Origin of the sequence: Streptomyces sp. NRRL WC-3549 (assembly GCF_000721935.1) — a bacterium.
Classification (GTDB): domain Bacteria; phylum Actinomycetota; class Actinomycetes; order Streptomycetales; family Streptomycetaceae; genus Streptomyces.
Genome location: NZ_KL585409.1, coordinates 9,511 through 24,716, shown reverse-complemented (window position 1 = coordinate 24,716; position 15,206 = coordinate 9,511). Strand labels below are relative to the sequence as shown.

At 70.9% G+C, this 15,206-nt stretch carries 6 protein-coding genes; all 6 read left to right on the top strand.

What is annotated here, in order from left to right:
- On the top strand, nucleotides 1-418 hold a 418-nt coding region (locus IH13_RS0119605; RefSeq protein ID WP_199814754.1), incomplete at its 5' end, for a phosphopantetheine-binding protein.
- A gap of 15 nt (nucleotides 419-433) precedes the next feature.
- Nucleotides 434-9,460, top strand: a complete 9,027-nt coding sequence (locus IH13_RS0119600) for a non-ribosomal peptide synthetase (protein ID WP_031086199.1) — start codon at nucleotides 434-436, stop codon at nucleotides 9,458-9,460.
- Entirely contained in the window at nucleotides 9,457-11,136 is a 1,680-nt protein-coding gene (locus IH13_RS0119595; protein WP_082317649.1) for a cytochrome P450, read from the top strand. The genes IH13_RS0119600 and IH13_RS0119595 overlap by 4 nt, the downstream gene beginning before the upstream one ends.
- A gap of 253 nt (nucleotides 11,137-11,389) precedes the next feature.
- Complete coding sequence (locus IH13_RS0119590) at nucleotides 11,390-12,136, top strand: SDR family NAD(P)-dependent oxidoreductase (RefSeq protein ID WP_031086194.1); 747 nt, start codon at nucleotides 11,390-11,392, stop codon at nucleotides 12,134-12,136.
- Between the two features lie 60 nt (nucleotides 12,137-12,196).
- On the top strand, nucleotides 12,197-13,300 hold the full coding sequence (locus IH13_RS0119585) for an SIS domain-containing protein (protein WP_158791222.1): 1,104 nt from the start codon (nucleotides 12,197-12,199) through the stop codon (nucleotides 13,298-13,300).
- A 67-nt stretch (nucleotides 13,301-13,367) separates the two neighbouring features.
- Nucleotides 13,368-15,206 (top strand): type I polyketide synthase (locus IH13_RS0119580; RefSeq protein WP_051835881.1); only part of this gene is annotated, 1,839 nt, incomplete at its 3' end.

Sequence of the window (15,206 nt, the reverse complement as noted above, 5' to 3'; positions counted from 1 at the left end):
CAGCTACTGGGTCGGACGCGACGCACGGGCGGCCGTACCGGAGACGAGCACACCGGAACCCGTGCCGCCCACCGGCCCCGTCACCGACGCCGAGCAGGTCATGGGACAGGCATGGGCCGACGTCCTCCACGTCGACGCCGCCACCCTGACCGCACGCACCGACTTCTTCGCGCTCGGCGGCAACTCGCTGCTGGCCACCCGGCTGATCAACCTGCTCAAGGAGCGGGTGGGCGTCGAGCTGCCGGTCGAAGCGGTCTTCGCCGCCCCACGCCATGCCGACATGGCGGGGGAACTGCGGAAACGGCTCCTCGTGGCGGGGGACACGAACAGACCCGAACTGGATCTGATCCTCGAAAGCATGGCCCTTGTCGAGCACATGAGCGACGAGGAGCTGGACGCACTGGACATCGAGAGCTGAGGCAGGGGGACGACCATGGACACCACCACTCAGGACACCGGCCTCGACGTCATCCGGAGGATCCGTTCCCTGCCGCAGAAGCGGCAGCGCGCCCTGATCGCGCTGCTGCGCAAGCAGGGCGTCGACCTCTCCGCGCTGGAGACCGTCCCCCGGCTGCCCCGGACCGACGGCACTCCTGTACCGCTGTCCTTCACCCAGCAGCGGCTGTGGTTCCTCGCCCAGTTGGACGGCACCAGCGCCGCCTACAACATCCCGATGGCCATGCGGCTGCGCGGATGCCCCGACCGTCCCGCGCTGCTGCGTGCCCTGGCGGCGGTCGTCCAGCGGCACGAGGTGCTGCGTACCCGATTCGCCGACGACGGCGGCGTACCGCACCAGGTCATCGGCGACGGCGGCGACTTCACGGTCACCGAGGAGGAGCTGGCCGATCCCGCGCGGCTCACCGCGGTCTGCCGCGAGGAAGCCGCCGCCCCGTTCGACCTGGAGCGCGGGCCGCTGATCCGGGTGCGGCTGCTGCGGCAGTCGGATCAGGAGCACCACCTGCTCGTCACCACACACCACAGCGTGTCCGACGGATGGTCGGTCGGCGTGTTCTTCCGCGACCTGGCCGCCCTGTACGAGGCGTTCTGCGCGGGCCGCCCCGACCCGCTGGAGCCCCTGCCCGTGCAGTACGCCGACTACGCGCACTGGCAGCGCGAGCGGCTCGCCGGCGACCTGCACGACCGTCAGACGGGCTACTGGAGACGTCAGCTGGCCGGGGTCGACCCGCGACTGACGCTGCCCGCCGACCGGGAACGCCCGCGCGTGAAGACCTACACGGGGGCCCGCGAGAACTTCACCTGCCCGGCGGAACTGCTGAGCGCCCTGCGCGACGTCGCCAAGGTCCACGAAGCCACGCTCTACATGACCCTGCTGGCCGCCTACACGGTCGTCCTCAACCGCTACACCCGCCGCACGGACATCGCCGTGGGCACGGTCGTCGCCAACCGCGGGCGCCGTGAGGTAGAGGACCTCGTCGGCTTCTTCGCCAACACCCTGGTCATGCGCGCGGACCTCGCGGACGACCCGGACTTCCGCGATCTGCTGGCCCAGGTGAAGAAGACCGCGCTGGAGGCCTACGCGCATCAGGAAGTCCCCTTCGAGGCCGTCGTGGAGGCCCTGGACACCGAACGGAGTACCGCCCATTCGCCCGTGTTCCAGACGATGTTCGTCCTTCAGGAGGCGCAGACCCGGCGGGAGGTCACCCTCGGCGCCCTGGAGGTCTCCCCGGTCGACGTCGAACTCAGCTTCACCAAGTTCGACCTGACGCTCGACCTGCGGGAAGCCCCCGACGGCCTGATCGGCACCGTCGAGTACAACCGCGACCTGTACGACCGCGAGACCGTTCGCCGCTTCATCGGCCACTACACCCGCCTGCTCACCTCCGTCGCCGACGATCCGGCGCTGCCCGTGTCCCGGCTCGCCATGATCGACGCCGACGAGCGTCACCGGGTGGTCGAGGGGTTCAACGACACCGAACGCCCCTTCAGCGACGACCGGTGCCTGCACGTACTGTTCGAGGAGCGGGTGGCCCGCCACCCCGAGCGCACCGCCCTGCTCACCACCGACCGCTCATGGACCTACGCCGAACTCGACACCTGGGCCGACCGGATCGCCCGCGGACTGCGCCACCGCGGCGTAGGACCGGACACCTTGGTCGGCCTGCACGCCGAGCGTTCCGCCGAAATGGTCGCGGGCATCCTGGGGATCCTCAAGGCCGGGGGCGCGTACATGCCGATCGAGCCGTCCTACCCGGCGGCCCGCCGCACCGACCTCGTGGAGCACTCCGGTGCCGCCGTGGTCCTCACCCAGCCGCACCTGGACGCCGAACCGCTGCACTGCGTCGAGCACCTGCTCGTCCTGCACCCCGACGGCACCCTGCGCGACCAGGCGGGCACGGACCTCCTCGACGCCCGGGGCGCGGACGACACCCCGGCCGAACCGGCCGTGTACCCGGGCCACTTGGCGTACGTGATCCACACCTCGGGTTCCACGGGCCGCCCCAAGGGCGTGATGACCGAGCACCGGGCCGTGGTGAACCGCATCGAGTGGATGCAGAACGAGTACCGGCTCACCGGCGACGACGTCGTCCTGCAGAAGACCCCCTACAGCTTCGACGTGTCCGTCTGGGAGTTCTTCTGGCCGCTGCTCTCCGGCGCGCGGCTCGCGATCGCCGCGCCCGGCGGGCACCGCGACCCGGTCTACCTGCTCTCCGCCGTTCGTGCGTTCGGCGTGACCACCCTGCACTTCGTACCGTCGATGCTGCGCAGCATCGTCGAGGAGCCGGACTGGGCGCGGTGCACGACCGTACGGCAGGTGTTCTGCAGCGGTGAGGCGCTGACCGCGGACCTGTGCGCACGCCACTACGAGCTGCACACCGCGCCGCTGCACAACCTGTACGGGCCCACCGAGGCAGCCGTCGACGTCAGCCACTGGACCGTCCCCGCCGAGGGCACGCCCCGCGTCGTCCCCATCGGCCGGCCGATCCAGAACATCCGACTGCACGTGCTCGACGAGGCTCTCGCACCCCAGGGCGTCGGATGCGTCGGCGAGCTGTACATCGCGGGTGCGGGCCTGGCCCGCGGTTACCTGCACCAGCCCGAGCTGACCCGCGAACGGTTCGTGCCCGACCCGTTCGACGCCTCCGCCGGCGCCCGCATGTACCGTACCGGCGACCTGGTACGCCGACTGCCCGGCGGCGACCTGGAGTTCCTCGGCCGTGCCGACGACCAGGTCAAGGTGCGCGGCTTCCGCATCGAGCCGGGCGAGATCGAGCACCGGCTCACGGAGCACCCCTGTGTCCGCTCCTCGGCCGTCCTGGTCCGCGAGGACCAGCCGGGCAGCCCCCGCCTGGTCGCCTACGTGGTGCCCGAACCCGGATACGCCCTCGCCGACCACCGCGCCGACCTGATCCGGTACCTCGAAAGCGCCCTGCCCGAGCACATGGTGCCGAGCGCGTACGTCGAACTCGCCGCCCTGCCGGTGACCGCGCACGGCAAGCTCGACCGCCGCGCCCTGCCCGCCCCCGGCATCGACGCCTTCGCCCAGCGTGCCTACGTCGCCCCCGTCACCGACACCGAACGGCGCCTGGCCGACGTCTGCGCCGAACTGCTCGGCTTCGACGGCGACCGGGTCGGCGCCGGGGACAACTTCTTCGCCCTTGGCGGCCATTCCCTGATGATCACGGTGCTGGTGGCGCGGCTGAAGGACAGCGGTCTGCGCGTCAGCGTCCAAGACGTCTTCACCGCGTCCACGCTGGCCGATCTGGCGGCGCGCATCGACGCGACCGCGGCGGCGCCCGCGCACACCGTCCCGGCCAACTCCGTCCCGGAGGGCTGCGAGCGCCTCACGCCGGACCTGCTTCCGCTGATCGACCTGACACAGGAGCAGATCGACACGGTCGTGGCCGCCGTGCCCGGAGGGGCGTCCGCCATCCAGGACGCCTACCCCCTGCTGCCCACGCAGGAGGGCATCCTCTTCCACCACCTGATGGACCCGGACAACGACCCGTATCTCGTCTCCACCCTCTACCGGGCCGACGACGAGCAGGCGTGTGCCCGGTTCATGGACGCCCTGCAGCGCATCGTCGACCGCCATGACGTCATGCGCACCGCCGTCCTCACAGCCGACCTGCCCGAACCGGTCCAGGTCGTGCACCGGGCCGCGCGGATCCCCGTGGAGAGGACCACGCTCGCCGCCGGCCGGGACCCCGAGGAGCAGGCGAGGGAACTGCTCGTGCGGCAGGAGCGGATGCGCCTGGACAGTGCGCCGCTGCTCCGTCTGGTCGTCGCCGAGGAGCCGCACTCGCCGCGGCGCTACCTGCTCCTGACCGCCCACCACCTCATCGAGGACGCCACCTCCCTGCGACTGATCCTGCAGGAGCTCGCTGTGCACATGGCGGGCCGCGCCGACCTGTTGGCCACCCCGGCGCCCTACCGCGACTTCGTCTCCCACACCCTGGCCGGACGCACCGACGAGGACACGGCGGCCTACTTCCGGGCAGTCCTTGAGGACGTCACGGAACCCACGGCGCCGTTCGGCCTCACCGACGTGCACGGCAACGGCCGACGCGTCGGCCGGCTGCGCCGAGCGCTGCCCGAACCCCTCGCACGGGACCTGCGCGCCCAGGCGCGGCGCCTGCGACTGAGTCCGGCCTGTCTCTTCCACGCGGCGTGGGCCTGCTTCGTCGCTGCCACCAGCGGGCGCGACGACGTGGTGTTCGGCGCCGTGATGTCCGGTCGCCTGCAGGGCGTGCCCGGGGTCGAGCGCATGCTCGGCAACTTCATCAACACGCTTCCGCTGCGCACCCGGCTCGCCGGCCGGACCGTGCGTGAGCTGGTCGACGACGTCGACACCGGGCTGCGGGAGCTGATCGCACGGGAGCAGAGCCCTCTGAGCCTGGTCCAGCGGTGCAGCGGCCTGGAGGGCGAGGCCCCGCTGTTCAGCGCCGTGGTCAACTTCCGTCACTTCGAGGCGGAGCACGACGAGGCGCTGCCGCGCATCGACGACCACGGGGTGCACTTCCTCGCGGCCGTGGACGCCATCAACTACCCCGTGACGGTGTCCCTCGACGACTTCGGCACCGAGCTGTCGCTGGACATCCAGGTCGAGGAGACGGTCACCTGCGAGGCGGTGGCCGACTGCCTCGAAACCGCCTTGGCCGGCCTGGTCGAGGCCCTCGCCACCGACGACGGGACCGGTACCGCCGCGCTGGACGTCGATGTCCTGCCGCCGGGTGACCGGCAGCGACTGGCCGAGTGGAACGGCACCGCGACCGCCCTCCCGCACGCGACACTGCCGGCCGCGTTCGAGGCGCAGGTCGCCCGCACTCCGGACCGTACCGCGCTGGTCTTCGAGGGCCGCACCCTGACGTACACGGAACTGAACGCCGGTGCCAACCGGCTCGCGCACTGGCTGATCGAGCGGGGTGCGGGACCCGGGCAGCGGGTCGCGATCCGGATGCCGCGCTCGTTCGACCTGGTGGTGGCCGTGTACGCCGTCGTGAAGACCGGAGCGGCGTACCTCCCCATGGACACCGACCTCCCGGACGAGCGCGTGGAGCAGGTCCTCGCCGACAGCACGCCGCTGCTCGTCCTGGAGGAGTTGCCCGACACCACCGGCGGCCGGGACGACGACCCCCGGGCCAGGGCGGGCCGGGACGACGCCGCGTACGTGCTCTACACCTCGGGTTCCACGGGCAGGCCGAAGGGCGTGGTGATCCCCCATCGCGCGGGGCTGAACTGGACCGCGTGGAAGCAGGGGCACTACGGCATGGGCGGCGAGGACCGGATGCTGCTGAAGACGTCGGTGGGGTTCGACGTCTCCGTGCCCGAGTTGTTCTGGCCGCTCCAGGTCGGCGCGGCCGTGGTGATCGCCCGTCCCGACGGACAAAAGGACCCGGAGTATCTCGCACGGCTGATCCGCGACGAGCGGGTCACCGACCTCCATTTCGTCCCGTCCATGCTGGCCGAGTTCCTGTCGGAACCGACCGCGGGACTCTGCACCGGCCTGCGCCGCGTCGAGACCGCTGGCGAGGCGCTCCCGGTCGAACTCGCCGAGCGGTTCGCACGCGTGCTACCGGACGCCGAACTGCACAATCTGTACGGGCCCACCGAGGGCGGCCCGCTCACCGCCTGCCGCTACCGGTCCGAGCCCGGAGCGACAGCCGTGCCCATCGGCCCGCCGGTGTGGAACACCCGCGTGTACGTGCTGGACGAGGCGCTGCGGCAGGTACCGCTCGGAGTGCCCGGCGAACTGTACGCCTCCGGTGACGGCACGGCCTGCGGCTATCTGAACCGGCCGGAGCTGACCGCCGAGCGCTTCGTGGCCGATCCGTTCGCCCCCGGAACACGCATGTACCGCACCGGTGACCTGGTCCGATGGCGTGCGGAGGGCACGCTCGACTACCTCGGCCGGGTCGACGACCAGGTCAAGGTGCGCGGCTTCCGAGTGGAGCCCGGCGAGGTGGCGAACGCGCTGCTCACCCACCCCTCGGTGCACCGTGCCGTGGTCGTCCCGCAGGGGAGCGGTGCCGCCCGCACGCTCACCGCCTACGTGAGCCCGACTTCCGGCTGGCTGCACACCGCTCTCCGGGAGGAGAACGCCGCCCACCTCGAAGATTGGCGGCAGCGCTCCGACGACCGGTACGCGCTCGGCACCGGATCCACCGAACCGGGACCCGTCGAGTCCGCGGCCCGGCAGCTGGAGAGCCTGCGCCCGAAGCGGGTGCTGGAGATCGGCTGCGGCGGGGGAGAGCTGCTCCTGCGCTACGCCGGGGGCTGTGCTTCGGTGCACGCGGTCGACCCGTCGGCCGCGGCCCTCGACACGGCCCGCCGCGCCGTGGCACGTCGCGGATGGTCGCACGTCACCCTGGCCCAGGGGGACGCACGGTCCGTGGCGGAACCGGGCGGCGAGACGTTCGACACGATCGTGCTCAACTCGGTGGTGCGGTACTTCCCGAACGAGGAGTACCTGGAGGAGGTGCTCGAACTCCTGGCCCCGCTCCTGGAGGACGGCGGCAGCATCCTCGTCGGCGACGTCCGGAACCTTGACCTGTTCACCGCCGAACTCTGCGCGGCCGAGAGGGCCCGTACGGCGCCCGGGGGCGCCGTCGACGAGCTGGCCACCCGGGTGCGGCGCGGCCGGCGCCAGGAGCGGGAACTGCTCGTCAGCCCGACGTACTTCGCGCGGCTGCCGGAGCGACTCCCCGAGCTGGGGGCGGTCGACCTCGTCGTCGGACGGGGCGAGTACGACAGGGAGGCACTCGCCTACCGCTACGACGTGATCCTGCGCAAGGACGGCGCGCCGGCCGCCTCCCTGCCGTGGCTGGAGGCCGCCTCCCCGACAGAGCTGCGCGCCCTCCTGGACGGCGAGGTCCCCGACCGGTTCGGGGTGAGCGGCCTCACGAACCCCCGCGTCACCGACGCCGTGCGCCTCGGCGCGGAGATCGGGCAGAGGCCGCGCCCCCGCGCGGCCGAGCCGCTCGCGCCCCGCTCGCGGACCGCGGACGAGACCCGGGAGCTCGAAGCCGTCCTCCGGCACGCCGAGGAACTCGGCTTCCATGTGGCGGCCACCTGGTCGCAGGCCCGGCCGGACGGCCTCGACCTGGTACTGGGCCGGGGGGAACTGCCCCGCGTGCGGGCGCGTGAGCCCTACCGGGCGCCCGCCGCTACCAACCATCCGCAGCTGGCCCGCAGGGGGCCGACGCTGGCCCGCGCCCTCAAGGATCACCTCGCCGCACAACTGCCGCACTACATGGTGCCCGGCGTGTTCGTGGTGCTCGACGCACTGCCGGTCACGCCGAACGGCAAAGTCGACAAGCGTGCCCTGCCGGTCCCGGACGAGGCCGACGTGACCAAGGAACGGTACGTCGCCCCGCGGACCGAGGCGCAGCGCGCGCTGTGCCGGATCGTCGCCGACGTCCTCGGTCTCACCCAGGTCGGACTCCAGGACAACTTCTTCGATCTCGGCGGACACTCCCTGCTCGCGACCAGGCTCACCCTGCGGATCAAGCAGGAGACCGGCGCCGAGCTTCCGCTCCAGCTGATCTTCAGCGGGGCCTCCCTCGAGGAGATGTCCGCCGTCCTGGAGCAGTACGAGGAGGGGGAGAGCGGACCATCGGTCCGGGCCGGCCGCGCAGAGGCCGACGAGGCCGGGGAGCGGGGACCGGCACCCATCACGCTCCAACAGCGCGACCTGTGGTTCCTCAACCGGCCCCCACACCTGGGAGCGGCGCACGACAACGTCCAACTGGCCTTCCGTGTCGACGGGGCCCTGGACCGCGAGGCCTACGGGCGCGCCGTGGAGGCGCTGGTGGAACGGCACGCTGTCCTGCGCACCGGCTATGCCCGGCAGGACGGCAACGTGACCCAGAGCGTCCATCCCACCGACGGCTTCGCGGTACGGCAGGCGGCCGTCGACGAGGACGCGGTCACGGAGTGGCTGCGCGCTGAACGGCTGCGCCCCTTCGCGCCGCAGGGACCGTTCGCGATCCGCGCGCACCTTCTCACCGTGTCGGACGACCAGCACATCGGGGTCCTGACCCGGCCCTGGGGAGTCTTCGACGGCTGGTCCGTGAACGTCGTGCTGGCGGAGCTGCTCGAGCTGTACCGCGCGTTCAGCCGGGGAAGAGCGCCCGAGCTTCCGGAACTGCCGCTTTCGTACGCCGAGTTCGCCCGCTGGCAGGCGTGCACGACCGACGCTGCGGAGCTCTCGCGCCAAGAGGGCTACTGGCGGCGGCGACTGGACGGCCTACCGGCCCGTCCGATGCTGCGGACCGACTACGAGCGGTGCCCGGTCAAGACGTACCGCGGCGCGTCGGTGGACCTCCGGGTCTCCGCCGAACTGCTGGAAGGCCTGCGCCGCTTGAGCCAGGAGCAGGGGGCCACGCTCTACATGACCCTGCTGTCGGCCTTCGCCGTCCTGCTGGGCGGTCACACGGACGGCGGCGAACTGGTCGTCGGCACCGCGGTGTCGAACCGGCCGCGGGCCGAACTGGAGCGCGTGGTCGGCTCCTTCGTCAACCTGGTGACGCTCCGCGTCGACGTGCCGGCGGACCGCTCCTTCCCCGACCTCCTCGCACAGACCCGGCGGGTCGCCACCGAGGCGCACGAACACAAGGACCTGCCTTTCCCCGACCTGGTCCGGGCCCTGGTACCCGAGCCCGAGCCGGACCGCTCCCCGCTGTTCCAGGTGATGTTCAACCTGCTTCCCGCCTCCGGTCCCGGGGCCGGCGGCGACGGAGGGGACCTCGAGGTGCGGCCCATCCGTTCCGCGACGACGACGACGAAGTACGACCTCAACCTCGTCGTCGAGGAGACGGCGTCGGGGCTGCGGGGCTACCTGGAGTTCAGCACCGACCTCTTCTCCCCGCGGACCGCCGAGCGCATGGCCCGCACCTACGAGCGGCTGCTGGCGGAGATCGTGGCGTCCCCGCGGTCGGACGCGGCCCACCTGCGCGCCGCCGCGGCGCCGACAGCGGACTCGCCGAGGACGCCTCGATGACCAATCCCTTCGACAGACCGGACACCGACTACTTCGTCCTCGTCAACGACCACCGGCAGCACTCGCTGTGGCCGTCGGCCGTCAAGGTGCCGGCCGGCTGGACCGTGGCCTTCGGGCCCGCGGGGCGACCGGACTGCCTGGAGTTCACCGCGACGGTCCGGGCGGATCCGCTTCCGCCGAGCGGATGCCCGGTCGGGCACCGCACGGCACGGCCGGCACCCGCATCACCCGACGCGCCAGGCCCGCAGGACGCGGCCCGGTACGGAAACAGCAGAAGGAGCGACAGCAACATGACCGCCAGTACTTCCACGGTTTCGGCGCCCCCCACCATGGAGGGGCACCCGCTGTTCGGGTCGATGACGGACCTCCAGAAGGACACGCTGGGCACCTACCTCAAGGCGCTGCGCGACCACGGTGACGTGGTCCGCTTCACGGTGGGTCCCCCCGGGATGCGGGCGGAGTTCTACGGAGTCTTCTCGGCGGACGGTGCCCAGCAGGTGCTGGCGTCCTCGGCGCAGACGTTCACCAAGGAGAACCGGTTCCTCGGTGAGCTGCGGCAGTCGTTCGGCAACGGGCTGCTCACGAGCATGGGGGACGAGTACCTGCGCCAGCGCCGCATGCTCCAGTCGCTGTTCACGCCTCGCCAGGTCAACGAGTACGGCTCGGAGATCACCACGGAGACCGGCAGCCTCGTCGAGCGGTGGCGGACCGCACCGGACGCGACCGTCGACGTCGCGGAGGAGATGACGGGGCACACGCTGCGGACGATCTCCCGCATCCTCTTCGGCCGGAAGGACGACGTGGACGCGATGGTTCCCACGGTGCAGCGGAACTTCCCGCTGATCAACGCCTACGCGGTCAAGCGGGCGTTCGCCCCGGTGAACCTGTCCCGCAAGGTGCCCACGCCGGGCAATCTGCGCGCCGCCAGGGCGCACCGCGAGCTGTACGAGGTGTGTGACGAGATCATCTCTGCCCGCCGCGCCGAGGACGCGACCGCCCCGGCCGACCGGAACGACATGCTCAGCCTGCTGGCGCGGGCGCACGACGACGAGGGCAACCCGATCAGTGCGGAGGAGACCCGGAACCAGGTCCTCGTCTTCCTCGTCACCGGTCACGAGTCCACCGCCACCACCCTGGGTCTCACGCTGCACCTCCTGGCCTCCCACCCCGAGTTGCAGGCCCGCGCCCACCAGGAGGTGGACAGGGTCCTGAACGGTCGCGAGCCCGTCGCCGAGGACCTGGAGAAGCTCCCCTATCTGACACAGGTGCTCAAGGAGACGCTCCGCCTCTACCCCGCCGCGCCGGCCCAGGGCCGCATCGCCACGGAGGACGTGCAGGTCGGCTCGTACACCATTCCGGCCGGCGCCGACGTGGTGGTCAGCTCCGGAGTCGTCCAGCGCCGCCCCGACATCTGGGAGGACCCCGACACGTTCGACCCGGACAGGTTCCTGCCGGAGCACGAGGCCGCGCGCCCCCGCTACGCGTGGTTCCCGTTCGGCGGCGGGCCGAGGGCGTGCATCGGCCAGCACCTGGCGATGCTGAACGCCACCCTCACCCTGAGCGTCCTGCTCCAGAACTACACGTTCACCGCTGTCGACACCGATCTCCCGCTGAACACCGGAATAACTCTGCGGCCCACCGGCCGGGTGCGTTGCAGACTGACGCCGCGCACGTGACCGCACGGGCGGCCTATTTTCCGGGTGAGGTGCCACCCTGTGAAATCGGTCTTGCTGGAGTGAATGCAGTCGGGCTAGGGTGGGCGAGATCTCTTGAATGGGCGCGTATTTCTCGCAGGTAACCTCATCCGGTCCGTCGGTGTCCGACCGGTGTTTCCGCCCCTGACGGCATCCCGCGGCTGCTTTCTTCCGGGGTGTTCCAGGAGCAGGTGAGTTTCTTTTTCCGGTGAGTCCGTCGATGCGTACAGGAGACATGAGAGTGCACAAGGAATTCGCGGTGGTGACCGGCGGCACCAAAGGTATCGGGCTCGCGCTGAGCGGGCGACTGGTGTCACTGGGGTACCGGGTCGCGGCGCTCTACCGGGGTGACAAGGAGTCCGCGGCCGCGGCCGAGCGCCGGCTCGGCGACCCGTTCCGGGCCCTGCGGGCCGACCTGGCGGACCCCGGCGCGGTGGTCTCCGTCGCCGACGAACTGCTCGCGGAGTACGGGGCGCCGAAAGTGCTGGTCAACAACGCCGGCCGGAACATCGACCGCCCCTTCCTCGACATGTCGTTCGAGGACTGGGACCAGGTGATCGCGGCCAACCTGTCCGCGCCGTTCTATCTCACGCGGACGCTCGCGCCGAAGATGCTGGAGGCGGGCGGTGGGTCGGTGGTGAACGTCGCGGCCACCACGGGGATCCGCCCGAGGCTCGACGGGCTGAACTACTGCGCCAGCAAGGCGGGGCTCCTGCACTTCACGAAATGCCTCGCGATGGAACTCGCCCCGACCATTCGTGTCAACTCGCTCATCCCCGGAATGATCGACACCGAGGAGATGCGTACGCGCTTCCGGACGGACGAAGCGCATTACCGCGACACGTTGCTCGACGAGATCCCGCAGCGGCGCATCGGGGATGTCGACATGATGGCCGACGCGCTGGAGTTCCTGATCGGAGAGAAATCCTCGTATGTCACGGGTCAGAAACTGATCGTGGACGGCGGACAGTTCATGTGGTGATTCTCAGGGCGTGATCGAAAAGGCATCCGCACCCCCATTTTCCGAGAAGAGGCTGTGTACGTGCGTACTCGAATGGACCGGTACGAGGAGTTCCTCTCCGAGAACTACCGGAAGGGATTCACGAAGTCGGACGAATACTCGCTGGACGAGCTGTCCGGCAGCCTGCGCGAGCGTATCGCCGCAGGTCACTTCAAGCGTGTGGTCTTCACCGGCATGGGGTGCTCGGCGATCGTCTCCGATGTCGTCCGCGCCTTCTTCATCTCGACGGGCACCGAGGTGGAGTTCCACGTCTTCAACGACTACGACCACGCCTACCTGCTGCCGTCCTCCGTCATCGACGACGACCGGACCCTGATCATCCTGAGCTCCTACAGCGGCCACTCCCTGGAGCCCGCCCGGGCCTTCCACGCTCTCGCACACGCCCATGGCCGGATGGTCCTGCTCACCTCCGGCGGGCGCCTGGCCGAACTGGGCCGGAAGGCCGGTGTGTCCATCCTCCGCTGGGAGCTGAGCGAGCCCGACCGTGAGTACCCCTTGTTCCATGTGGGGCAGTACTTCGCCATCCTGCTGGACGTGTTCTTCCGGCTGGGCCTGGTCACGCGTGACTTCGGCGACGAGGTGCGGGCACTACCGGACTCCCTGGCCCACGACTTCACCGACGCCCACCGGGAGCTGGCGCGCACGGCGGCCCTGCGGAGCCGGGACGCCAACATCATCATGATCGCCTCTCCGGTGTGGCACGAGAGCCTGCTCAAGCTGGCCAAGATGCACCTCAACGAGATCGCCATGGTGCCGGCCACCCGCAACTACTTCCACGAGTTCTGCCACAGCGAGGTGGCGACCCTGTCGGACCCGACGCGCAAGCACTGCGTGCTGCTCTTCGCCGACGCGGACGAGGACGAGTACACGCAGGCGAAGCGGAAGAACCTGACGGGCCTGCTCACGAGCGACCGCCCGGAGAACAGGAACATCGAGGTGATCGAGATCCCCATGGCCGAACCCACCTTCATGCGGAAGTACTTCACCGCCCTGGAGTTCGTGCAGCACCTCACGCTGGCGCTCGGCCGCGCACACGAGACGCAGTCCCGCAACCTCATCTCCGAGGCCGCGGGAAACCCCTGGTACCACGGCGACACGATCCTCGCGGAAGCGGCCGCCCGCTAGGTGCGCCGCGAGCCGGAGCACCGCCCCTTCCCCACGTGAGCGCAGGAGAATAAGGAGTGTTGGGTCAGTGAACAACCCGCTTCCGGTGGTTGCCGAGACGGACGTCGCCATCATCGGCATGGCCGGGCGTCTCCCCGGAGCCGACGACCTGGACTCCTTCTGGCGCCTGCTGGTCGAGGGACGCGAGGGCATCACCCGCTTCAGCCGCGAGGAACTGGCGGCGGCGGGGGTGCCCACCCGGCTGCTGGACGACCCGGGATACGTCCCCGCCCACGGGGTCATCCCGGACGTCGACCTGTTCGACACCGGGTACTTCGAGTTCACCCCGGCCGAGGCCGCGATCACCGACCCGCAGCACCGCATCCTGCTGACCGCAGGCCACGCCGCCCTGGAGCACGCCGGCTACGACCCCACCCGCTACGACGGGCTGATCAGCGTCTACGCCGGTGCGGCCATCAACACCTACCTCCAGCAGCAGGTCCTGCCCCACGTCGACCAGACCACCACCTCCCGGCACTTCGCGGTGATGGTCGGCAACGACAAGGACTTCCTGGCCACCCGTCTGTCGTACAAACTCGACCTCAAAGGCCCCAGCTACGCCGTCCAGACCGCCTGCTCCACCTCCCTCGTCGCCCTCCACCTGGCCTGCCAGGGCCTGATCAACGGTGAGTGCGACATGGCGCTCGCCGGCGGCGTCACCGTGAAACTGCCGCAGGCCAAGGGGTACCTGTACGAAGAGGGCGCGATCCTGTCCCGGGACGGGCACGTGCGCACCTTCGACGCGGACGCCAGCGGCACCGTCCTCGGCAACGGTGTCGGCGTCCTGGTCCTCAAGCTCCTGCGGGACGCCCTCACCGACCGGGACACCGTCCACGCCGTCATCAAGGGCACGGCCACCAACAACGACGGCTCCGGCAAGGTGAGCTTCGCCGCGCCCGGCGCCGCCGGTCAGACCGCCGTCATCCGCGAGGCGCACACCGTCTCCGGCGTCGACCCCCGCACCATCGGATACGTCGAGGCACACGGCACCGCCACCAGCCTCGGCGACCCGGTCGAGGTCTCGGCGCTCACCCGGGCGTTCAAGGAGTCCACCGCCGACACCGGGTTCTGCGCCATCGGCTCGGTGAAGTCCAACATCGGCCACCTGGACGCGGCGGCCGGTGTCGCGGGCGTCCTCAAGACGGTGCTCATGATGAAGCACCGGACGCTGGTGCCGACCGTCAACCACACCACCCCCAACCCGGCCATCGACTTCGCGGCCGGACCCTTCAAGGTGAGCACCGAGACCGCCCCCTGGACGGGAGAGGGGCCGCTGCGCGCGGGCGTCAGCTCGTTCGGCATCGGCGGCACCAACGCGCACGCGATCCTCCAGGAGGCCCCGCCCGCACCCGTCACCGGTGACGCCCACCGCACCCGGTACCCGCTGGTGGTATCCGCCCGTACCGCGACCGCGCTGGCCGCGGCGGCCCAGAACCTGGCCGCCCACCTCGACGGCGACGACCCGGCGGCGCTCGCCGACATCGCCTACACCCTGGCCGTGGGGCGTCGCGCCCACGAGTACCGGATCGCCGTCACCGGATCCGACCGCGCGGCCCTCGCCCGGGCGCTGCGCCGGACCCCGGTCCCCGAGCGGCCCGGCCCCGGCGAGGTCTCCTTCGCCTTCACCGAGGACGTCCCGGACGCGGCGGGCCTGGCCGACCGGTGGGCCGCCGCCGAGCCGGCCTTCACCAGGCACCACGAGGCGGCACTCGCCGCGGGGGCGGACCGGTTCGGCGAGCGGGGTCGGGCGTTCGCCGTGCAGTACGCCCTCGGCAAGCTCTGGCTCGACTGGGGCCTCACCCCGGCCGCGGTGCACGGGGACGGGCTCGCGGCGCGGGCCGCCGCCTGCGTGACCGGGGCTCTGCGG